The organism is Clostridium sp. chh4-2 (assembly GCF_002899675.1).
Taxonomy (GTDB): domain Bacteria; phylum Bacillota; class Clostridia; order Lachnospirales; family Lachnospiraceae; genus CHH4-2.
This window is the reverse complement of the sequence record NZ_PKUU01000025.1, coordinates 1-23,190: the sequence shown is the minus strand read 5'-3', so window position 1 is coordinate 23,190 and position 23,190 is coordinate 1. Positions and strand designations below refer to the sequence as shown.

Below are 23,190 nucleotides of genomic sequence, written 5' to 3'. Positions count from 1 at the left end.
CTTTATTAATTTGCTGCCGATTTCTTTTTATTCAGCATATCTTTTATGTATGGCCATGCAACGCTCACCACTGCAACCAGCAAAAAGATCAACGAAACTGGTCTCAAAACAAAATCTGCAATGCCGTTGTTGCCGTAACTCACACCTTTTCTGAAGTATTCCTCCAGTTTCGGTCCTAAAATAAACGCCAGAATAAACGGACTGCTCGGAATCTTTGCCATATCCATCAGGATACTAAGACCTGCAAATACTAACATCATCACAACATTGAACATGGTATTGCTGCTTGTATATCCGCCTACAAAACACATAACCAAAATGATTCCGTAAAGGTAATGATAAGGAACCTTTAACAGATAAGGGAACCATCTCATACCGAACAGCTGCATGAATAGCACCAGCACAGCCGCTACCAGAGTAGCAGCAAAAATCACATAAGAAACCTGCGGATTGGCGCCGATCATCAAAGGCCCCGGCTGAAGTCCGTGAATCATCAGACCGGATAACAAAAGCGCCGTGGTGGAATCTCCCGGAATACCCAAAGCCATCATGGGGATCAGCGCTCCGCCTACGGAAGCATTGTTGGAAACTTCCGATGCCCAGATGCCGTCAGGACAGCCTTTTCCAAATTCTTCCGGCTTTTTGGAACCGGATTTGGCCTGTGCATATGCAACCATGTTGGAGAGCCCGGAACCCATGCCCGGAAGGAATCCGATCCAGAGTCCGATCATGAAAGAACGGATGATATTTACAATATTGCTGGTTATATCCGCTATTTTAATTCCAATTCCCTTAATACCCTTGGTATCCACTTCGGGCATATCCTGCTGCCCTTTTGCGTAATCAACCGCCACCTGTTTGATGGCAAATACACCCAACATCAGCGGAACCATGCTGATTCCCGCGCTCAGCCAGATGCTGCCGAACGTAAAACGCCTTTGGGCTGTAACGGGGTCCATACCGATTGTGGCGATAAAGATACCGAGAAATGCGCCCATCAGGCCTTTGAATATGCTCCCCTTTGACAGAGAAGCCACCAGTGTGATGGCGCAGAAGCACAGGGAGAAATATTCCCACGGCCCCAATTTTAAAGCCAGATCCGCAATTACCGGACTGAGCACAGTCGCGATAACGACAGAGAAAAATGTACCTGTAAAAGAACCCAGAATTCCAATGCTCAAAGCCCTGACCGTCTCCCCCTTCTGACTCATGGGATAAGCGTCAAAGCAGGTTGCGATTGAGGCCGGAGATCCCGGAATTCCAACCAAAGTAGCTGCGATAAAGGAACCCGACACGCCGCCGACCCACATACCGATCAGCATGGCAAAACCAAGAGTGGGTTCCATGCCAAATGTAAGCGGTAAAAGCAGCGATACGCCCAATCCGCCGGATAATCCCGGAATCGCGCCAAATACAATACCAGCCAGACTGCATACTAATATAATCAGTAAATGAGACGGCTGCAGAACAGTCATTAATGCGCCTAAATATGCTTCCATATTCTGTAACCTCCCCTAAAATAATCTGCCCATAGGCAGTGGAATAACAAACAGCTTTACAAATACAAAATACAAAATACCGGTCACTGCCAAAGCGATCACCACAGAGGCGATCTTAGAAACAGGTTTTCCGCTTCTGAGGACAGCGATGAATCCCAGCATTGCAAGCGGTGTCGCAATCAGGAATCCAAGGAATGTCAGTCCAAGGATATAAGCCGCCATCACTGCAATCACCACAGCAAAACGCTTCCAGCCCTCTTTGGTTAAATATATGGTTCCTCCGTCAGATTCCGGATCTTTTGAAAAGAACATGCCAATACCGCACAAAATCATGCCGATCGCCGCAATCTGCGGGAAAAGGCGGGGTCCGGGTTCTGCCAGATTCGGCAGAATCCTTACCTGTTGTGTCAGTACAAGAATTGCAATACTGAGCAGTATAAATACAACACTTACGATCTTATCCTTGCTTACTTTCACGTTTTCCTCCTCATTTCATCTGTCTTACAACAAATGTTTTATCTCACATTGATTCCCAGAGAAGTTGCAACTTCCACAATTGCCTTCTGTTCGTCTTCCAGCATCTGTTTGCTCTCTTCTACTGTATGCCATTCCGGAGTAGCGCCCATGGCTTCACATCCTGCGATAAAGTCCGGATCATCCAGAACTGCCTGTAAAGAAGCGTTGATGGCCTCTACGGTCGCAGCATCGGTTCCCTTTGGTGCGAATACGTAGATATTGGAGCCCCATGATGCGTCTACGCCCTGGGACTGAAGTGTTTTCCAGTTATCCCCTCTTGCCACAACTTCTTCCACGTCCTTGCCGTCACGGCTGATCATACCGATTACTTTTACCTTGCCGCCTTCTACGTACTGCACTGCGTTCTGATAGGTTACATTGCCTGCTGAAATGAATCCGCCTGCCACATTGGTAAGTTTCTCTGTTTCATTGGCAGCTTCTACCATCTTAAACTCAACGCCTGTCGCTTTTGCGATCTGTCCCCAGATGAAATGGGAAGAGTTTCCGTTGGCAATGGCGCAGGAAACCTCGCCCGGATGAGCTTTTGCATATTCGATAAATTCAGTCATATTGTTATATGGCGCGTCAGGAGCTACGATAATCGCCTGGTCTCCCATATACTGCATAGCAGCTACGATTTCATAATCTTCCACAGGATTGATCTCTGATGCGCCGGTCTGATACTGGCAAAGGCATCCGCTGTGGTTCGCTAAAAGGCTGTAGCCGTCCGCCGGAGCAGTTCTTCCGGTCTCCATACCAACCTGTGCATTGTCAAAGTTGACAACCGCCACAGAAGCTCCAACTGTTTTCTGCCATGCAGTCGTGATATAACGAACCTGTAAGTCGGTTCCGCCGCCTGCTTTAGCCGGAACGTTCACTGTAATGGCTGACTTAGGCCAGTCTGTCGTGGATGCTGATCCTGCTTCCGATGCCGCTTCTGTTTTGGCCGCATCTGTCTTTGCTGCTTCTGTTTTAGCCGCTTCTGTCTTTGTATCCTGTGAAGATGCAGATGTGCTGGTTTTTGCTGCACCGCCGCCGCATGCTGCCAATGATGCCGCTGTGATAATTGCTGCTGCTAAAATACTGATTTTCTTTCTCATGTCTTTTTTCCTCCCTATACTGGTAAGTCTTCTTTTTTCATTTATAACTATTGATTATGTCATTTAGATAATCAATAGTTATACTTTATTTTTCATTTTTCCGACAATTGGTCTGTATCTCTGTAGGATTCCCCTTGTCATTTATGATTATATTACACAATTTTAGGATTGACAAACACTTATAAATTATATATTATATAAGCAAAAGTTATATTTCTTGAGAGGAATTTTATGAATACACGTCAACTCACTTATATTATAGCAATTGCAGAAAAAGAGAATCTCTCCGCTGCCGCCGCCGAAGTAGGAGTTTCCCAACCGGCGCTGAGCAAATATCTGGCCGATTTGGAAAAGGAGCTGCATACGGAGCTCTTTTTAAGGCATAAAAAAAAGCTTCTTCTCACAGCCGCCGGAAGGATCTATGTGGAAGCTGCGAGAAAAATTGTCTCCGTTAAAGAGCAGACCTATCAGACCATCGGCTCCTTATCCAGAGAATATAAAGAAACCATTACGGTAGGGGCCACGCCTCTCAGAGGTTCCATCGCCATCGCCCGCATTTTCCCACTCTTTTGCAAGCGGTACCCCAACATTAACATTTCCATTAAAGAAAATTATATGGCCGGACTCAGGCAGGCGGTCACCGACCGGACTGTGGATATCGCCCTGGGCACGTGTATCGATCTGGACAGCCCTGATATCCTGCACATTTCTGCGTGTGAGGAAGATATCGTTCTCTGTGTGCCGGTCTTTCATCAGCTGGCCTCGTCCGCCAGCAAAGATCTGGACCATCTGACTCCTGTTGATATCAGGAATTTTCAGGACAGTCCCTTTCTCTTAGGCGGCAAGGGGTCTACCATACGCACCTTGTCCGACAGCATTTTTAAGCAGAATCAGATGAATCCGACGATTGTATATGAATCCAACAACAATCTGGTTCTGCTTAACATGATACAGAGCGGGGCCGGAGTATGCCTTCTCCCCAAGTCCTCCATGAAACCCTCGGATCATATCGTCTATTTTTCCCTGAGGCCACGCTACTATCTGAACCTCACCGTTATGGTTCCGAAAAATCATGAGCTGCGGGAAGAGGAGCGCTATCTGACCGCCCTCATTCTGGCTTCCGACTGCAACCATCCCAGATACCGGCTGAATCCCACGCCTTTGGCAAAGCAGATCATGGATGAATTCAGCCTGCCGGACTTCATAGACGAACCCACCACCTTTACCCTATAATTTGTAACAGTTCATCTTTCCTTGTCTGTTACCGCAATCTGTCAAAACAGGAGATACCCAATGGATACACGGATTATCGAATATATGATCGCAATTTCCGAAGAAAAAAGCCTGAGCAAAGCCGCCGAAAAATTATACATTTCGCAGCCCGCCCTGAGCCAGCAGTTAAAAAAGCTGGAAGCGGAACTTAAAACCCCCCTGTTCGTTCGGGAGAAAAATGCTTTGGCCCTCACAGACGCCGGGCGCATCTACATCAACGGCGGCCAGTCCATTCTTCACATTAAACAGGAAGCCTTAAAACAGCTGACCAATATGAATTATACGTCCAGGAATTTTATACGCTTCGGCTACGCTCCGGTCAATGCCGTGGAGTGCCTGCCCGCATTCCGCCGGGAATTTCCCGATATCGAGATTTCCACCCGCCAATACAGTTCTCAGGATGCAAAAGAAGCCCTGATTCAGGGCAATCTGGATATTGCGGTGGTTCTGACCTCTTCCCTGCAGCATGGAAGCCTGGAATTTCTGCCGCTGTGCAAGGATGAACTATTGCTGGCCCTTCCGGCAGGCCATCCTGCGCTGAAGGAAGAAAATCCGTTTAAAGACGGTTATTCCATCCTGGCCGGCGACTACTTTATTCTGGACCCTCCTGACACCTACTCCAGAAATATCGAAGACAAAGCGCTGAATTCCATGGGGATCACGCCTAAAATCCTCTGCGAAACCAATGATTATACAACGGAACGGTATATGTTAAACAGAGGGCTGAGCAACTGTTTCATCCCCAAATTCTCACTTCATGCAGAAGATTCCTTCCATACCTATCCGCTGGACCCGCCCCAGCCTTTTTACGTGGCCGCGGCCTATTCAAAGAATATCATTTTATCGGAACCGGTAAAGTATCTGCTCAGACTGCTGCTTAATTTGTTCGACCGGTATCTGGGTGGATTTAATTAAAAAAGGAATCAGGTCCGGCTCCCGCCTTTCCTGATTCCTTTTTTTCTTGTTTATTTATTCAAATAACACTATGCCAACACTCCAATCTGCCATGGAACATACTCATCATAGCCGATTCCCAGCGCCTCGCTCTTAGTCGTCTCTCCAGATGCCACACGGATCAGTTTTTCAAAAATAATCTGTCCCATCTCATCCAGATTCTTTTCCCCATCGATCACCATGCCGCAGTTAATATCCATGTCGTCGATCAAATTCTGATACATCGTGGAATTGGACGCCAGCTTAACAGTCGGGCAGTGTACCGCACCAAAGCAGGAACCGCGTCCTGTGGTAAATGCACAGAGAGTCGCTCCGGCGGCAAATTCTCCGGTTACGGATACAGGATCGTATCCCGGGCTGTCCATGATCACAAGGCCCTTTTCCGTCACGCGCTCCGCATACTGATAGAACGCATTGACCGGGGTGCTTCCGCCTTTTTTTGCTCCGCCCAGGGATTTTTCCAGCACATTTGCCAGACCGCCCTTATTGTTGCCCGGGCTCACTTTGCCGTTGATCTGACAGTCGCGCCCTTTATTGTATTCCAGCCACCAGTTCAGACGGTCCACGAATTTCTGTCCCACTTCAGGCGTTTTCGCCCGGCAGGTCAGCGTGTGTTCCACGCCAAATAATTCCGTAATCTCCGCTAAAATGGCGGTTCCTCCATTTTTCACAAGCAAGTCCACCGCTTTTCCAAGCGCCGGGTTTGCCGACAGGCCGGAAAATCCATCCGATCCGCCGCACTGCAGCGCCAGCACCAGATGTTCCACAGAAACAGGCTCTCTCTTGACCTGATTAGCGATTTCCAGCATCTCGTATACGGCCTGAATGCCGAGTTTAACCGATTTGGCCGTTCCGCCCACTTCCTGCATTACAAGCCTTCTCATCATAGGGCCTTCCGTCAGGCCTTCCTGTTCAAACATTCCGTCGATATTATTTCTCTCGCATCCCAGGGCGCACACCAGAGCTCCGGCTATATTGGGATTGACGCAGTGGCCGGAAATCGTCCGTCGCAGAAGATCCATGGCCTCTCCCGTCATCTCCATTCCGCATCCGATTCCCGTGATAAACGGAATTACCCCGTCCACATTGGGATAGGCTTTCATCACTTCAGGGGTGAAATGACCGGCAATCCGCCTGGCCACCGTGCCCGCACAGTTTCCCGCAACCGGAATTGCGATGAAATTCCTTGTAGCCACCCGTCCGTCTTCTCGCACGATTCCCATAAATGTGGGCCGTTCCTTTTCCGGCACCAGCTCCACAGGCTTATAATCTCTGGAAAATGCATAGTCCTTATCCACCTGATCAAACAGGATGTTATGACTGTGCATCATGGTGCCCGGAAGCGTATCTTCCGCCGCATAGCCGATTACAGTATTATATTTTTTAACAGGTTCTCCCTTTTTAATAAATGACGACGCCACCTTATATCCTGCCGGAACTTCCATCCGGGTGGTGATCCCCTCTTCCGGTATCTCAACTCCGGCTCCTATATCATGACGGGCCACCACCACATTATCATGTTCATCCAAACGTATAATCGGACATAATCCCATATCTTTCCTCTCCTTTTCCCCACATCAATTTCCATAAGCCTGCGCTCCCGGTAACAGTTCCGCCTTCCGATACCTGCGCCTGCCCCGGCCGCACTTTTTGTTACTTTCAGTATAACAATCCGCCATCGGAAAATCCAATATGTAAATTTAATGTATGTAATCGAAAAAATCGATAATGCAAAGGGTTCTCCCTTGCATCCTTCTTCCGATTCTCTTATAATAGAATAGAAGTTAAAATGCCAACAAATGCTGCCCGGCAGTAACAGTTCAGACAGCGGAATGGAGCCAACGATGAACACCAAACATATCTCTTATATATTGGAAATTGCGGAACAGAAAAATATCACGAAAGCGGCCGAAAAGCTCTACGTCTCCCAGTCCACATTAAGCCAATGCCTTGCCAATCTGGAAAGCGAACTGGGCACCCCGCTCTTTTACCGCCACAGCAAAGAGCTGTCTCCCACTCCTGCAGGCCTGTGCTACTTAGAAGGCGCTAAAAAGATGCTGGAAATCAAAAAACAGGTCTACGACACAATCGCAGACATGGCCGCCAATCAAACAATGGATTTTACCATCGGAATCTCCTCCCAAAAAGGAATCCGTGTATTCTCCAAAGTCTCGGCCCTTTACAAGGAGAATTATCCCAATGTCACCTTTCATATCCTGGAAGACCACAGTCTCCCCATGATCAAAATGCTCACCTCAGGCAAACTGGACATGGCGCTTCTGGCCGTGGACGACACAGGCCGGATACCCACCGCCTACGAACTCCTTCTGGACGAAGAACTCTTTCTCGCAATACCCGATATGCCTTCATTCCACGCTTACTTTAATGACAAGGGACTTCTATGGAACGCCTTATCCCAAGCCCCTTTCATCCTCTCCCCCAAAGGCACCATAATACGGGAATTAGAAGAAACCATGTGCAGCGCCCACCAGATAAAGCCCCACATAATTTGCGAAATCAGCAGCAAGTCAGCAGTCATCTCCATGCTGACAGAAGGCGTAGGAATCTCCCTCATGCCCCGCTCTTCAATAAAAAAAATAGACGGAATCCGCTACTTTTCCATCTCCCCCCAACTATACCGCCGCCACGTAATCGCATACACCAAGAAAAAAACTCCCGAACCCGAAAAAGAAGCCTTTATCCAATTAATCAAAGAAAACTATATTTTCGAGTGATACACCCTTTTAGCAATATGTCTTTTCAATAATATGCTTTTTCAATAATACGCTTTTCCCATAATACGCTTTTCCCTCTCTCAGCCAGCCAGTACACAGCCAGGAAGAATTGGGAACCGGGGCGGATGGGCGGACATAGGATGGTGATGGGATTCGTGTGAAGGCCGGTTAGAGTTACTTGGTTCCCAAGGGCAAAAAGAGACAGGCACAGACTGAATTCCGAATCAGTCTGTGAGGCGCCCTTGAGAGGTGAAGTTATCAAAAGTTCACCTCGAATGGCGCCGCCCTGTCTCTTTTTGTCCTTGGGAACCTAGTAACTCTCCGGCCGGAACCCGAATCCCATCACCATCCTATGTCCGCCCATCCGCCCCGGTTCCCAATTCTTCCTGGCGTCCCCTCTGAAAGAAAAAGCCCCCTACCCCCTCTCCGCCAAGCGGTCCAGGATTTCTATCAGCCGCAGGTTTCCGCCTGCCGGCGGCCTCCAGTCCACGTGCACGCATGGAATCTGCTGAGAGCGGACGGAATCATAAAATCCGGTCAGTCCAAGATTGATGACCTCCATATTGGTCTCCTGTGTAATCGGCTTATTTCTCATACGCGTTTCTCCTTTTCCTCACTGATAACTGCCGACAAGGCCAGTTTTACCGCCTGTGCGTTGGATTCTGCCACCAAAATTCCCTGTTTTTCCAGAATCTGTTTTTGGGCGTCATAATTCTGGAAATCCTCATAGGTGCCGCAGATCGCTGCTGCAAAGATGACGTGGCGGTTCTGCTCCTGAAGCATCTTTTGGGCTTTTGCCACTTCTTCCGCCAAAACTGCTGCCGGATTCTCGTTGGAACCATAGCCGATCTCCACATCTGTCAGAATCAGCGCTGTTTCCGGATCGGCAGCTTCCATCAAAAGCCGCTCTTCTCTTAAAGACGGTTCAATCATCGGATGGGGTTTGCCAACGGTAAACTCATCGTCTCCCAAATCCAGAATCGTATGTTCTCTGGAATTTTGAGCGCCGCCAATCTTTTCATCTTCAGTCATCGCAATATTGGAATACACCTTTTTGGTATGCTCGCGAATCATCAGCATGGCTTCATAAGCCAGAGTTCCTCCGCAATACAGGCCGCGGATGTATTTTTGCTGAGGCTGAAGCAGATTTTTCTGAGCGGCCATGGAGGAGACGATCTCCGGGTCCGGCTCATGGCTGGTGCTGTCTCCCGTACCGGACAGCTGAAGCGCCATGCGCGCCGCCTCCTCCAAGGTTGCGGCTTCTAACCAGGGAACATCCGCTTCCTCTTTCTTTTCACTGCCTAAAAAGCAGGCCACCACAGTTTTATTCCTGCCGCGAAGATAAGAAGCGATCTTATCCAATACGGAAGGAGCCGGGGGCTTGGATACAATTACGATTACATCCGTATGATCGTCATTTTCCAGAAGTTCCAGGCAGGACAGCATCATGCGGCCTCCTATGGCCTCCTTCACATCTCTTCCTCCGGTGCCAAAGGCTTGGGAGATCCCTCCGCCGCGGTTGCTGATCTGGCACATAACTTCCTGGAGTCCGGTTCCCGACGCAGCCACAATTCCGATATTTCCGCGTTTCACCTGATTGGCAAAGCCCAAACCCACTCCGTTGATCACCGCTGTTCCGCAGTCTGGCCCCATCATTAAAAGTCCCCGTTCCAGAGCCAGATCCTTTAGATTTTTCTCTTCTTCCAGCGTCACATTATCACTGAAGAGAAGGACATGGCGGTCCGCCATAAGAAGCTTTTTCACTTCTCTTGCTGCGAATTTACCGGGCAGGGAAACCACTGCTATGGAAGCATCCGGGCACTGGCTTATGGCTTCTTCCACGGTTTTAACCACATCACTGCTTTCCTTTTTCATATGGGCGGCTTTTTTATTCAGTTCCTCCGTAGCCATTTCCAGAACCTTGTCTACCGCTTCCTCCGATTCCGCACGTATGGCAAAAACCAGGTCGTTGGCCCCTGCTGCCCTTCCATCATCTGTCAGCAGCTTGGAAGCCTCCATCAAATCCTTATTCATATCCGTTGCCATCATCACTGCCACATTCTTTGTAGAAACCAGCTGTTTTCCGATCTTGCTGGTTAACAGCATCAATGTGGCGGAATCATAATAGCGGTTTTCTTTTACTATATTTTTAACTATCATCGGCATTTTTACCTCCTATATCCCCAAATTTTCTGCAAGCGCCATCAAAGCCTCTTCAAATGGCTCTATGGGAAGTACCGACATTCCTGCGCCTACCATTCCCACTCCTGCCCGGTTGGACGCGATCGCCGTATTAAGCACCGGAGTGATCCTCGTCTCAACCACTTTCATAATATCAATTCCGCACGGAACGCCTCTGAAATCATTGATCGGTATCTGATATTTGGGATGCTCGGCCAATGTGATCTTATACATGGAATCCGTGGTATCGATGGCGGTCTGCACGCTTTCGGCTCCCAAAAATCTTACAATTGCCGGAGCTGCCACCATAGCGCAGCCTCCGAATCCGCCCACCTCCATGATCGCGCTGTCCCCAATATCGGGATTGGCGTCCTCTTTCACATATCCCGGGAAATAGAGCCCGTCCACCACGGGAGACGGAGCGGTAAACCAGCGGCCAGGCAGTCCGCTGATGCGGATTCCTATATCGACGCCGTTTCTGGCGATAGCGGTAACCATCGTAGACCCTTCCACCCCGTCGGCCGCATCGGCCGCCAGTTTATTAGCCGCCATGGCTAAATTGAGGAAGAACTGGTCGTTGCCCACTCCGATGAATTTCAGTATATCTTCTGCATCCTCTCCCGCCGTTCTGGCGATATGGGGACATAAAAGCTTTAAGATGAGAGCCGTGGTCGCATGGTTTCTCATGTGCAGCTCGTCACCCATGGAAAGCCCCTGGGCCATGATGGGGGCCAGATCGATTCCGCCCAGTTCCCGGATAATCCTGGAAAATACAGGCGCCGCCACACGCTCCATCCATTTCAGCCTGTTCAGGGTTTTCTCCGAATATTCGCCGAACCGCAGGCCGACTCCGCTGCCCTCGCTGATGTTGGCATAGCTTCTTTTTCCGGTATTTCTGTCTTCCACCACCCAAAGGGGCATGGACCATGTGGTGAGGCCGGTCATCGGGCCGACTGCTCCGAACTCGTGGCAGGTCTTATAAACAACGCTGCCGTCGACGGCCTTAATCTTCGCTTCTTCAATATCCTTTGCGATCCCCTCATTTAAAAGCGCGCAGTACACAGCGCCTTTCATGGGTTCGCACATCTGTTCAAATTCAATCGGCGGGCCGGAGTGAAGGATGATATTCCTCTCAAGCCCGTTTAACACCTCATAGGCGGGCTTTACATCTATAAGTACCGGTTCGGAAGACATCAGCCTGCCCACCGCAATTTCATTTGCTTTCTGCATAGAAACCCTCCATTTTCAATATTTTAAGTTTACAGGAAATTGGAAAGGGCGCCGTAAAGTCCCCAGATTCCCAGACCCAATGTGACGAAAACCGCGATCGCTCCCCAGATGTTTCTGGGCTTTGAGTTGGTGTACTCTCCCATGATTTTTTTATTGTTCGTAACAAGCATCAGAAGAATGGCGATAAACGGAAGTGAAAATCCACTGGTAGCCTGCGCGAATACGATAATCTGAGTTGGTTTTGTGTTGATCATAGCCAGTACGGTACCGAATACAACCACGATGGCTCCCACGGTTTTCGCCTGAATGCAGTCACCGCCGCCTTCCCAATGGAACAGTCTGCTGAAAATCGACTTGATGGTAAAAGGAACAGCGATTGCAGAAGAAAGTCCTGCTGCAAATAATCCGATGTTGCCGATAATACGGGCCCAGCTGCCCAAAACCGGTTCCAGCTGTTTTGAAAATACCAGCGGACTGTTTACTTGGGTGCCTGTGCCGTATAAAACTGCGGAACTGGTGATGATAATGGACATTGTGATAACAACTCCGATAATTACGTTTACATTGATGTCAAACCGGGCGTCCGGGAGGTCTTCTATCTTATTATATCTGCCTTCACAGGTGATCGAGTGAAGGATCAGGTTGATTCCTACTAAAGTGGTTCCGATTAAAGCCAAACTGCTCACAATGCTTCCTTCCGGCAATGTGGGGATAATTCCCTTCAGGATTCCGGATAAGCTGGGGCGCACCGTGATCATCGTGATGAAGAAAATAATGCCCATCAAACTTACAAATATCTGCATAATCTTTTCAAGCAATTTATAAGATCCTAAAACTGCCGTCAACATAGCTAATGTGCCTACAATCAAAGCTGCCAGCCACTGAGGCATTCCGAATATGTCCCCAAGACCTGCCGACGCACCGATTTCATTACCCGCCTGAAATGCAAAACATACGGCCGCTACCGCAAGGAAAACAACTGCCTGGATCAGGATCTTCCACCCCTTCTTTTCCGGAAATATGGCAATGGACGCATCAATCACATTCATATTGGATGCGATAACCGTACGGGCTGCCATTTCCATCAGTATAATTAAAGAAATTCCGGAAAATACCACGGTCCACAACAGGGCATATCCAAAACTCACGCCCGCCATGGTGGCTGTCGTTATCGTTCCAGGACCAATAAATGCACTTGTAATAATTGCCGCCGGCCCCATATTTTTAAGTTTCTGTCCCAATGTACTCTTCATATCCATCCTCCTGTTATTCAATCATTTTATAGTTTGTATTCCTTCCGGCTGTCTGCCGGCTCTGCCTGTAAATACTCTGCCGCCCGTATGATCCCCTCCAATATATCCGCCCCTGAGGTATGCCCAAGCTGCAAAAGTTTTCCGGCTTCTTTTTGTTGTTTCGGGTCAGTCAATCCCTGAATGGTATGGATCACCACATCTGAGGCATTTCCCCCGCATGCCCAGATCAGATAGGATTTACTGATGTCGTTGGTTCTGTGTAATTCCGATGCCACCGCTTCCGCCGCCAGTTTAAATGCGGACGGATCAAAACATCTTAAAACCGCTAAAATCCCCGACAGCAAATCATCTCCCGAAGGCGTAAGCCCAAATCCCAGCCCGATACATTGTTCTGCCGCAGATTTAAGCATCTCTTTGTCCCGCCGCTTTAACGCTTTAAAAAAACGGCCGATTCCCTCATCCAGGCGTCCATAGATTTGGAGGGCCATTTCCAAAGGCGCCTGCTGCTGTTTTCGTCTCTCATTCAGCAGCATTTTATATGAATCCAGCAAAAATTCCCTGTTTTCCAGTTCAGGAAGAGCCGTATCAATCCTCCGGCACTCCTCTTCAATCCAAATGCTCTTTCCGCCTATGCAGATCCGCTGATCATCCCCGTTCACCTCTGTTCCGGCTTCGATACTTCCGGTGTCCAAATCCTTTATGTAAAAGGAGCCCGGCGGAACAATATACGGAAATGAATGGATTACCAGCATCGGCCGGTTTTCATCTGTCAATACATTAAAACTATGTTCAAATACGCTGTGGACCCTTCCCTGCCAGTTTCCTGCCGGCAGCGGCAGTCCGATTTTGCTGCAGTTCAAACGTCCGCCTCCTTTATACCGCAAACGATAAAATCAGGGTTATGATTCCCACGAAAAATACTTCCGTAACCGCCAAAGGAAGCATTTTCTTCAGCACCCATCCCTCTTTTCCCCGGCATCCGGCCGTGGTGGTTCCCAGAAGAATGGTAGAAGGCCCCACGATGGTACCTATGGCCCCTCCCACCGTCTGAGCCGCCAGTATGATCCAGCTGTTAATATGAAGAGCCGAAGCCATAGCCGCCTGGAAACTGCCCAGCAGGATATTGGAAGAGGTATTGGAAGAAGTCACAAATGCGCCCAGGATTCCGATAAACGGGGCCGCCATTCCATAAAGCCTTCCGGCCGCCGCAGTCACCCCCTGAGCGATGATTTCCATCAGGCCGCTGCCCCGCAGCACCTGCGCCATCATCACCAGAAGAAGAATTCCGAGAGAGGCCGGAACCGTCTTTTTAAGCGTCCCCTTCATCACAGCAGACGCATCATTTCCATGCAGAATCCCCTTTTTCAGGAATGCCATCCAGGTTACGCTTACCGACAGGAAAAGAATAAAACCGGCATGGGTCAGAATATGGAGAGGTCCAAAACTTCCAGTGGCTTCATTTACAAATCCCCTTCCCGTCTCAGTGGCCGGAAATGACAGCTGGAGCACCAGTCTGCCAAGCCACAGATTCACCGGCTTAACCATCAGAATTACCACGGAAAAACACACCAGCAGGCCAAATGGCAGAAGCGCCAGACCGATGGAAGCGTTTCCGTTAACAGCGTTCCCGCCGCTTTCCGGTTCCTTCAATATCCTCGAAGGGAGGCTCCATGCTTCCCTGTAATACCCGCATTTTAAAAATACTGCCGCAGCTCCCAATGCAATTGTGGTGGGCAGAAATGCTGCTATAGTGGTATTCATAAATCCTGCCGCCAGCTGGCCTCCTCCGTGAATCATGCTGATGATTACAAGAAAAGGCATCATATGGGATACCGCCCGCTTTCCTCCGTAAAAAGCACAGATCAGCACTCCTCCGGCAAAATCCACCGCCCATAAAAAGCAGCATGTCATCACCAGCGTCATCCCTATATCGGTCAATCCCGACTGGGTTATCAGGGCTTCCCAGGCCAGCGCAAAGGTTCCGAATGTATTGGCCCAGGCATGTCCGATCAGTGTGATTACCACCGCCCATCCCGGCGTCACTCCGATAGCGATCAAAAGCGGCGCGCATACGGCAACCGGCACTCCAAAACCTGTGATCCCCTGAAGGAAGCTGGAAAACAGCCAGCAGAATAACAGGATCAAAAACAGCTGGTCTTTGCTGTTGTCTATCGCCAGTTTCTTAATTGTTTCAAATGCCCCTGTTCTTTGGAGAATCTCGTATAGCACGATGGCCGGCCAGATCACAATCAGGATGGAAACTGCGCTCCACGCCCCTTTTGTCAGGTTAATGAAAAGATTGGCAAAAGAATCCATCCCCAGCGTTACAGCCGCCAGACCGGAAACCGCAAGGCCCAGTAAAGCCGCCTTTTCCGTCTTCATCTGTAAAATGCTCATGGCCAGAAACAGTATGACGATCGGTGCTGCCGCTCCGGCCCAAAGCAGGAATCCGGTCATCTCTCTTCCTCCGTCAAAGAGGCGTCAAATGCGATCAGTGCCTTTTCAAAAGCTTCAAAAGGAACTCTCGAAAGACCTGCACCGATCATTCCGTCTCCCGGCCTTTTGCTGACAATCGCCGTATTAATTCCCGGAGTGATGGTAGTTTCCGCCACCTTCATGATATCGATTCCAAGTGGCAGTCCTGCGAAATTCAGCCCGGGAATTGTATATTTTTGATGTTCCCCGATACAGATATTTCTCATTGTTTTCGTAAATTCCAGTGCTTCGTCCGTATCCGGTATTCCCAACAGCCGGACGATTGCAGGCGACGCCGCCATCGCAAATCCGCCGAATCCGTTGACCTCCATAATGGCGCTGTCCCCGATATCCCCGTTGGCGTCTTCCTGGCTGAATCCTGAAAAATACAATCCATCCACCAATGGAGCCGGAGCTGTAAACCACTGTCCCGGCAGGCTGCTGATGCGGATTCCCACCTCCACTCCATTTCTGGCGATGGCCGTGACGATGGAGGACTCTTTGATCCCGTCCGCCGCATCCGCGGCGCTCTTATTAGATGCCATGGCGATATTTAAGAAAAACTGATCATTTCTGTTGGTAAGAAACTCCATGATCCTGCCCAATTCTCCGCCGGAACACGCCTGAGCCAACGGGGCAGCCAAACGGTGCAGCAGCACCATGGAAGAGGCGATATTTCTCATATGAAGCTCGTCTCCCATGGAAAGTGCCTGAGCCATCACCGCGCTCACATCCAGCCCTCCCATATGGTCAACGGCCTTTCTCAAAGCAGGAGCCAGTTCCTCTTCTATCCAGTGAAGGCGGCTGATTGTCCGGTCCGTACAAGCTCCGAAGCGGATCACGTCGCCCGCCCCTTCATTGATCGTGCTGTATGCCAGATTTCCATTGGCCGTATTTTCTACCACAAACAGAGGCATAGACCAAGTGGTCACCCCGGTCATCGGCCCTACCGCGCCCTTTTCATGGCATGTTTCGAACCGGATTCTCCCGCTTTCCGCCAGTTGTTTGGCGCTGTCCCGGTTTTCGGCCAGGCCTTCGTAGATCAGTGCGGCATGAACTGCCTCCTGCATGGGAGCGCACATCCCGGGGTAATCGATAGGCGGTCCTGCGTGAAGCACCGTGTACTTATCAAAATCCTTTAAAACATCTTTCGCCTGGCGGATATCCACCAAACGGGGAGACGCATTCTTCAGACGATTTAATGCTTCCTGGTTCGCCGTCTTTATCATAACTGCACCTCTCCTTTCTGTAATTTATATATTAGTATAGATGTATTTTGACCAAACGTCATTGGGTAAGCCCGTAAATAATTTCGTGTTTTTTTATCTCTCAGGGATAATAATTCCCCGCTCCTTTTGCCGTTTTCAGGATGCGATGATCTTCGTCCCCGCACCGTCTCCTAAACAGTCCAGTTTTTCTATGGAAGTGATCACCGATCTGCGGTTTTCTCCTGATTCAGCAAATGTCATGGCCGCCTGAATCTTCGGCAGCATGCTTCCCTCAGGAAATTGGTGTTCTCTGATGTAGCGCTTCAGCTCTGAGCTGGTTACCTGTTTTAAAGGCATCTCGTCCGGTTTATTGAAGTTGATGTATACATATTCCACGCCTGTCAGTATTAAAAGCACATCCGCATCCACCAGCTCAGCCAGTTTTTCAGCGGCCAGGTCTTTATCCACCACGGCTTCCACACCGCGGTAGCCGACGCCCGACTTCACGACCGGAATGCCGCCTCCGCCTCCGCATATCACGATATTTTCAGGGCTTAACAGCTGGCGCACAGCCGGAAATTCCAGAATGCTTAACGGCTTGGGGGATGGAACCACTTTTCTCCATCCTCTGCCGGAATCTTCTACATAAAGACATTGTTCTTTTTCCATGGCCGCAAACGCCTCTTTTTCTGAGAGAAACGGGCCGATGGGTTTGGTGGGATGGGTAAATGCCTTGTCATTTTCGTCCACCTCCACCCTGGTTACAAGAGAAACCACGTTGCGCCGGATTCCGCTCCGGTTCAGTTCTTCCTGAAGCGCATTCTGAAGCCAGTAGCCGATGCTGCCCTGCGTCATGGCAACACAGGTGTCCATGGGCATCACCGGATTTTTCTCACATTCTCCCGCTTTCTGCTGAAGATACAAGTTGCCGACCTGAGGGCCGTTTCCGTGGGCGATGACAATCTCCCATCCGTCCCGGGCCAGATAACAAAGATGACGGCTGACTTCCTGAAGCGCCCTGCACTGGGCTTTGGCCGTCGCATCGTCCGTTAAAATGGCATTACCTCCCAATGCCAGAACCAATCTATTCTTCATAAAACTCTCCTTTGTATGCTTCCAATGCTTTCTCAAAACAGGCCAGAGGAGCTCTTACGGTTCCCGCACCGATTTGGCCTACGCCCGCATTTTTATGGGCAATTCCCGTATTTATCAGAGGAGTGATTCCCGTGGATACCACCTTTCGGATATCGATTCCCAAAAGGCTTCCTTTAAAGTCCCAGGTTGGGATGGTAAAGCCGGAATTGTGGCTGATGCAGATCCGCTCCATCTCCTCCGAAACCTGCAGTGCGTCTCCGAACCCGCCTGCACCCACAAACCGGGTGACGCCGGGAGCTGCGATCATGGCCATTCCGCCCACGCCTACAGTCTCCGTGATGGCGCTGTCTCCCATATCCGGGTTGGCGTCCGCCTCTTCATAACCGCTGAAATACAATCCTTTCGGCACGTTGACAGGTGCCGTAAACCACCGGTCCCCAAGGCCGCTGATGCGGATGCCGAATTCAACGCCGTTTCGCGCCATGGCTGTGACCACACAGCCTTCCTTTAATTTTCTCGCGCAGTCCGTAATGGATTTTCCTGCGGCCATCATAACATTTAAGAAAAACTGGTCTGTATCCGCCAGGAAACGGACCACTTCTCTCTTTTTAACTTCCTCTATATCGGATTCCATTATGAGAGGCGTCATCTCTTTCATGAAGATCAGGGACGCCGCTATATTTCTCTGATGGAATTCGTCTCCCATGGTAATGGCTTTTGCGATAATTACGTTTAAGTTAAGCCCGCCTTCTTTTTTCTGCAAAGCCCGGGAAAGAACAGGTCCCAGCGTATCACGCATCCAGCAGAGCCGGTCCACCACTTCCTGTGAATAAGCCCCAAACCGGAGCACCTTGCCGATCCCTTCATTTAAGGTGCAGTAGGCCACGGTACCGTCCAGGCGGTTGTTCACCACTAAAAGAGGCATATGCGCTGAAGTGATGCCGCCCATAGGGCCCACGGCTCCCACATGATGACAGGGAAGGAACCGGACTTTTCCCTGTTCCAAAAGAGCCTTCGCTTCCTCTTCATTTTCCGCCCAGCCTTCAAACAAGACGGCTCCTATACAGGAACCTTTCATCGGCCCGGTCATATTCTCATATGAGATCGGCGGCCCCGCATGAAGCAGGGTGTGTTCCTTTAATTCCGGTATCGCCGATTCAGCGGGAACCACATCTGTTAAAAACGGCTGGGAATTTTTCATCCGTTCGATTACTCTGCGGTTCATCTCGTCTATCTCAGGATGGTTTTTCAGCACTCTTAAAAGGCTGATGATCTTTTTATTGCCTCCTGCCATGGGCTTCCAGTCAAACTGTACGACTTCCCCGTCATATTTTCTGATGGATTCGCAGAAGCCTTTTACGCCCACATTGATAACGCGTGGTTTGGAATTTAAAAGTTCCATGATTTTATCGTCCGGCGGGGAAAGTTCCTTCTTTTTCCCGGTCCATTCCACCACCTTTTTATCCGGTTCCCTGTTTGTAAGTCCTTTAAGCTTTAAAGCCGTCCTGACCGCTTTGGCGTTGCTCTCTTCCACTATGGCCCCGCTGCGTTTCAATGTTTCCGCCGACTTATCGTAATCCTGGATATCCAGCCTGGTTCCGCAGACAGATGCCACATAATAGAGCTTCCTGCCTTCTTTTTCCGCCTGGGCGATGGTCTCTTCGATTACCGGAGCCAGCGCGCCGGCCATATCCGGGTGGCATCCGTATCCCAGCACACAGTCCAAAAGAATCACTCCCGTATCAGGCTGCGCCGCATATTCCCTCATCTTCCTGATCCGGACTTCGGGATCAATCATCGGATGGGGCTTGCCCTGGGTATACACATCGTCACCCAAATCGATGATTTCATAACCTCCGGCCTGAAGAATGTATCCGTCTTTTTTAATCAGACCGCCAAGCTCCAATGACTCGGAGATCATCATACCGGCTTCCGCCGCCAGCGTTCCGCCGGAATACAGGCCCTTAACCGTCTGTTCTTCACCTACAAGAGCCCGAACTTCACATTCGTCCTGGCCGTAATTGGTTTTCACGGGCCTGCCCTTCGCCAGGTCCACCGCCATATATGCCGCCTCTTCAAGGGTGTGGGCCAGATACACATTGCCTTCGTGGTGATCCGGTTTTTCACCTAAAAATACGGCCACCACCGATTTATCCACGCTCTGAAGCAGTTCCACCACTTCATCTCTCACCTCTTTGCACGGCGGCTTGGAAATGATTACGATCACATCCGTAGGATCATGATATTGGAGAGCCAGAATGGCGTCCTTCATGGTAACCGCGCCCACTTCCCGGCTCAGATCGCGGCCCCCGGTGCCAATGGCATGGATAACGCCTCCGCCCAGGCGCTCGATTATGGCAGTCACTTCCTGGATGCCGGTGCCGGAAGCCCCCACAATCCCGATATTTCCTGGGCTGACCACATTGGTAAATGCGATGGGAACGCCGGAGATAATTCCGGTTCCACAGTCCGGCCCCATAAACAGCAGTCCCCTTTCATGCGCTTTCTTTTTTAACCGCACCTCGTCCTCGAGGGAAACATTGTCCGTAAATGAAAATACATGAAGCCCCCGGTCCAATGCCTCTTCCAGATCGTTGGCCGCATATTCTCCCGGAATGGAAAACAGCGCCAGGTTTGCCTGAGGAAGCAGCTTTTTGGCCGTCTCCCAATCTTCGGCGGACGATTCTTTGCTCTTTTCCCGAACCGCCGACAAATTGCCCAGAAATGTTTCCGCCTCTTTCAGCACCAGACCCACCACATCTTCCTGATCCGCATCCACAACGATAACCATATCATTGGGCGCCGCCTCTTCCAAATCATCGGTATAAAATCCGGTGTTTTTGTATATATCCTTATTCGCTTCAGTCCCCATCATAATCGAACTTCTTTTTACTCCCGAAAGCGTATTGATCCGGTTTGTAAGGAGCATCAAATTAACAGAATCCTGATAACTATTTTTTTTGATTACAGTAAATAGCATTTGCATTCCTCCTTGTTTGTGATACTATCATTATAACGTGGCCATTTTTATTTTCATCGGCAACAAAATACAATAAATCTTTATTTTTTTATCCTCAACAGATAAAAGGAGGTATTCTTATGGATGTAGCAAAAATCCTTACCATACCGTCGCTGTCCACAGCCCGGGTAATTGCAGGCGGCGACGGGCTTTCGCTCCATGTAACCGGCATCATGGTTTTAGAGGCTGTGGATATTGAAAACTGGGGAAATGAAGGCGAAATCATTTTGACAAGCTATTTCGCCCTGAAAGATCTGTCTTCTGACGAAATCGTTCAATTCTTATGTAAACTGACGTCCATCGGCATCAGCGCTCTCATCATCAAGCTGGACCGTTTTGTTTCTGATATCCCGGAGGAAATCACCCATTACTGCAATCTCCACGCCCTCCCTCTGATACAGATTCCAAAGGAAGTAAAATATGAATCCGTGATTCTGGAAATCTTAGGCCCCATCATCGATTCCAACATCGCCATGCTGAACCGCCACTATGACGTCCACAACAAACTGATCCGCATGGCGCTTAAAGAGCCCACCCTACAACAGCTTTTAGAGGAACTGAAAAAGATGATCGGCTGCGACGTGACCTTAATCAACCACACCCACAGCCGGCGCATCAGCACCAATCCGGCGCTGGATAATTTTGAGGTGATCGAAATCCGCCCCATCACCTCCACCAGATATATGAATTTCTCATATAAACAGCTTCGGGTAAATTATTTCACCGAAGACTGTGAAAACGGCTGCCGGGCCATCAGTGTGGATGTCCCCAACTTAGACCATGCCAGGTATGAGCTGGTGATTCACAACCGCGGCCGGATCATCGACAACGACGATTTCATGGTCATAGAAAATGTGGTCAGCTTCCTTCAGATGGAATTGTTAAAGCAGTATTCCGTTTCCCAAAACCGTTTCCACCGCAACAACAACATGGTAAGCGACCTGCTGAACGGCAGAAACTTCGATTCCAGCCACTCGGAAGATATTTTAAATACCCTGCACATCGATCTTCACAACAGCTATCAGGTGATCATGATACGTTTGTTTTCTAAAGATCCCCAGCTGATGAACGATCCCGATTGGGCGGCAGGCATCTTCTACGGGCTGAAAACCCGGTATAAAAGCAGGTGGATGAGCATGGCCTATCTGGAAAAAGAGAGCCGGATCACATTTCTCTATAACTTTTCCAGAAAAACCGGCCCGATCCTGACAAGCACCGCCCAGGAACTGATCGAAGCCGTGCGGAAAACTCCGGGAATTCCTGATTTTAACTATCAGATCTCGTTAAGCTCCATCTCTGACAGAAACGGAATCCCCAAGATCAATCAGGAAGCCGTGGATATACAGAAAATCCTCCACCTGTTTTATCAGCAGGATTCCGCCCTGTCCTACGACGATCTGGGAATCTACAAACTGTTCATGTCCATGGGCAACCTGGAACACCCGGAACAATTTATTCCGCCAAGGCTGCTGCAGTTTAAAAAGGATTATCCTGAACTCATGGAGACCTTGAGCTGTTTTCTGGAAACAAACCAGAGTTTTTCGGAGACTGCCGCGGCCATGTATCTGCATCCCAAGACGATCCGGTACCGAATAAACAAGATCATACAGCTTTTGGGCTTTAATTTTTCCGATTCGGAACAGATACTTCAAGCCCAGATTGCATCCAGGCTTTTCAAATTAATGGGTTAGGGGGAACGTGATTTACATGAATACTTATACATTTCAAACGAACGGGGGATTTTCCATAAATGCGGATTATTATCCCGCCAAAAAGAATGAGAAAAACGTGACAATCCTGTATTTCCACGGCGGCGGACTGATGTACGGCCAGAGACAGGATCTGCCGGATATCTACCGCCGGATGTTCTCAAATGCCGGATATAATTTCCTGGCCTTTGACTATCCGCTGGCCCCGGAAAGCTCTCTGGCGGATATCCATTCAGGGACTGAGGAATGTGTGCGCTGGTTCTGGTCCGCCTTTCGGAATGAAAATGACGGGGAATTGCCCAGATATATACTCTTCGGCCGCTCCGCAGGCGCTTATCTTGCTCTGGTTTTGGCCCGGCGCTTGATATCTCTGGGGCTTCCGGGGCCGGAACGGATCATCAGTTTTTATGGATACTGCCGGTTTGATGAACCGGAATTTCACAGACCCAGCCCGTTCTACCTCCGTTATCCGCTCATTGACCGGGCTCTGCTTGAGGATGCGAAAAATGCTTCTTTTGTGACCTCAGGCCCTATTGAAAAGCGTTACAGCCTCTATGTGTGCGCGAGGCAGCATGGGGACTGGCCCTTGTGGCTGGCTGAGAATGAGGAGGAATTAAAGAGATATTCTTTGGGGGAAGATGATCTTTCTGTCCTTCCTCCGGCGTTTCTTACGGCAAGCTCTTCGGATGAGGATGTGCCGTTCCGGGTTTCTAAAAGGATGGCTCAGAGGATTCCGGGATCGGTCTTTTATCCGGTTTATTATCTGGAGCATGATTTTGACAGGGATACTGGACGGGCGGAGGGGAGACAGGCTTATGAGGCCTGCATTCTCTGGCTGGGGGATTTATGTAAAGGGTGAAGGGATTTCGGAAAAAGCCTTGAAGATCGATGTGAAAAAAGTTGGAATATCCACTTTTTTTACATCGATCTTCAAGGCTTTTTCC

At 49.5% G+C, this 23,190-nt stretch carries 18 protein-coding genes; 5 read left to right on the top strand and 13 right to left on the bottom strand.

The features are described from left to right. Positions 1 to 5: 5 nt before the first annotated feature. Genes C0033_RS21550 through C0033_RS21540 form a run of 3 tightly spaced genes read right to left on the bottom strand, consistent with a single transcriptional unit; the run spans position 6 to position 3,115 of the window. Positions 6 to 1,499: a tripartite tricarboxylate transporter permease gene (locus tag C0033_RS21550; RefSeq protein ID WP_103229986.1), complete on the bottom strand. Its 1,494-nt coding sequence runs from the start codon at positions 1,497 to 1,499 to the stop codon at positions 6 to 8. 15 nt (positions 1,500 to 1,514) lie between these two features. Further along, positions 1,515 to 1,976, bottom strand: coding sequence for a tripartite tricarboxylate transporter TctB family protein (locus C0033_RS21545; protein WP_103229985.1), 462 nt, complete (start codon positions 1,974 to 1,976; stop codon positions 1,515 to 1,517). A gap of 38 nt (positions 1,977 to 2,014) precedes the next feature. Further along, the gene (locus tag C0033_RS21540) at positions 2,015 to 3,115 is read right to left on the bottom strand and encodes a tripartite tricarboxylate transporter substrate binding protein (protein ID WP_103229984.1); all 1,101 of its coding nucleotides are present in this window, start codon (positions 3,113 to 3,115) and stop codon (positions 2,015 to 2,017) included. Between the two features lie 231 nt (positions 3,116 to 3,346). Here C0033_RS21540 and C0033_RS21535 point away from each other — a divergent pair, with 231 nt between their 5' ends. After that, positions 3,347 to 4,348, top strand: a complete 1,002-nt coding sequence (locus C0033_RS21535; protein ID WP_103229983.1) for a LysR family transcriptional regulator — start codon at positions 3,347 to 3,349, stop codon at positions 4,346 to 4,348. A gap of 60 nt (positions 4,349 to 4,408) precedes the next feature. Continuing rightward, positions 4,409 to 5,302 (top strand): LysR family transcriptional regulator, encoded by an 894-nt coding sequence (locus C0033_RS21530; protein ID WP_103229982.1) that lies wholly within the window; start codon positions 4,409 to 4,411, stop codon positions 5,300 to 5,302. Between the two features lie 68 nt (positions 5,303 to 5,370). Here C0033_RS21530 and C0033_RS21525 read toward each other — a convergent pair whose 3' ends face one another. Continuing rightward, positions 5,371 to 6,894 (bottom strand): altronate dehydratase family protein, encoded by a 1,524-nt coding sequence (locus C0033_RS21525; protein ID WP_103229981.1) that lies wholly within the window; start codon positions 6,892 to 6,894, stop codon positions 5,371 to 5,373. Between the two features lie 279 nt (positions 6,895 to 7,173). Here C0033_RS21525 and C0033_RS21520 point away from each other — a divergent pair, with 279 nt between their 5' ends. Continuing rightward, positions 7,174 to 8,076: a LysR family transcriptional regulator gene (locus tag C0033_RS21520; RefSeq protein WP_180994846.1), complete on the top strand. Its 903-nt coding sequence runs from the start codon at positions 7,174 to 7,176 to the stop codon at positions 8,074 to 8,076. A gap of 415 nt (positions 8,077 to 8,491) precedes the next feature. Here the strand turns inward: C0033_RS21520 and C0033_RS21515 are convergent, their stop codons facing one another. The 9 genes from C0033_RS21515 to fdrA (C0033_RS21475) all read right to left on the bottom strand — a co-directional run bounded on the left by C0033_RS21515 (position 8,492) and on the right by fdrA (C0033_RS21475) (position 20,498). Further along, positions 8,492 to 8,671: a fdrA domain protein gene (locus C0033_RS21515; RefSeq protein WP_103229979.1), complete on the bottom strand. Its 180-nt coding sequence runs from the start codon at positions 8,669 to 8,671 to the stop codon at positions 8,492 to 8,494. Beyond that, positions 8,668 to 10,242 (bottom strand): acyl-CoA synthetase FdrA, encoded by a 1,575-nt coding sequence (fdrA, locus tag C0033_RS21510; RefSeq protein ID WP_103229978.1) that lies wholly within the window; start codon positions 10,240 to 10,242, stop codon positions 8,668 to 8,670. The genes C0033_RS21515 and fdrA (C0033_RS21510) overlap by 4 nt, the downstream gene beginning before the upstream one ends. A gap of 9 nt (positions 10,243 to 10,251) precedes the next feature. Beyond that, positions 10,252 to 11,487, bottom strand: coding sequence for a DUF1116 domain-containing protein (locus C0033_RS21505; RefSeq protein ID WP_103229977.1), 1,236 nt, complete (start codon positions 11,485 to 11,487; stop codon positions 10,252 to 10,254). A 29-nt stretch (positions 11,488 to 11,516) separates the two neighbouring features. Beyond that, positions 11,517 to 12,740, bottom strand: coding sequence for an Nramp family divalent metal transporter (locus C0033_RS21500; protein WP_180994845.1), 1,224 nt, complete (start codon positions 12,738 to 12,740; stop codon positions 11,517 to 11,519). Positions 12,741 to 12,766: 26 nt separating this feature from the next. Further along, the gene (locus C0033_RS21495; RefSeq protein WP_103229975.1) at positions 12,767 to 13,600 is read right to left on the bottom strand and encodes a DUF2877 domain-containing protein; all 834 of its coding nucleotides are present in this window, start codon (positions 13,598 to 13,600) and stop codon (positions 12,767 to 12,769) included. A gap of 13 nt (positions 13,601 to 13,613) precedes the next feature. Then, the gene (locus C0033_RS21490) at positions 13,614 to 15,197 is read right to left on the bottom strand and encodes an L-lactate permease (RefSeq protein WP_103229974.1); all 1,584 of its coding nucleotides are present in this window, start codon (positions 15,195 to 15,197) and stop codon (positions 13,614 to 13,616) included. After that, a complete protein-coding gene (locus C0033_RS21485) occupies positions 15,194 to 16,444 on the bottom strand; it encodes a DUF1116 domain-containing protein (protein WP_103229973.1) in 1,251 nt (416 codons plus the stop codon). Before C0033_RS21485 ends, C0033_RS21490 begins: the two co-directional genes overlap by 4 nt. A gap of 135 nt (positions 16,445 to 16,579) precedes the next feature. Beyond that, positions 16,580 to 17,518, bottom strand: coding sequence for a carbamate kinase (gene arcC, locus C0033_RS21480; RefSeq protein ID WP_103229972.1), 939 nt, complete (start codon positions 17,516 to 17,518; stop codon positions 16,580 to 16,582). Then, positions 17,508 to 20,498 carry a DUF1116 domain-containing protein gene (gene fdrA, locus C0033_RS21475; RefSeq protein WP_103229971.1) on the bottom strand — a complete coding sequence of 997 codons (2,991 nt, stop codon included), beginning with the start codon at positions 20,496 to 20,498 and terminating at the stop codon, positions 17,508 to 17,510. The genes arcC and fdrA (C0033_RS21475) overlap by 11 nt, the downstream gene beginning before the upstream one ends. A 119-nt stretch (positions 20,499 to 20,617) precedes the next feature. Between fdrA (C0033_RS21475) and C0033_RS21470 the strand changes: the two genes are divergently transcribed. Together C0033_RS21470 and C0033_RS21465 are read left to right on the top strand one after the other, a co-directional pair. Further along, the gene (locus C0033_RS21470; protein WP_103229970.1) at positions 20,618 to 22,228 is read left to right on the top strand and encodes a PucR family transcriptional regulator; all 1,611 of its coding nucleotides are present in this window, start codon (positions 20,618 to 20,620) and stop codon (positions 22,226 to 22,228) included. Between the two features lie 16 nt (positions 22,229 to 22,244). Further along, positions 22,245 to 23,105: an alpha/beta hydrolase gene (locus C0033_RS21465; RefSeq protein ID WP_103229969.1), complete on the top strand. Its 861-nt coding sequence runs from the start codon at positions 22,245 to 22,247 to the stop codon at positions 23,103 to 23,105. The last annotated feature ends 85 nt before the right edge of the window (positions 23,106 to 23,190 follow it).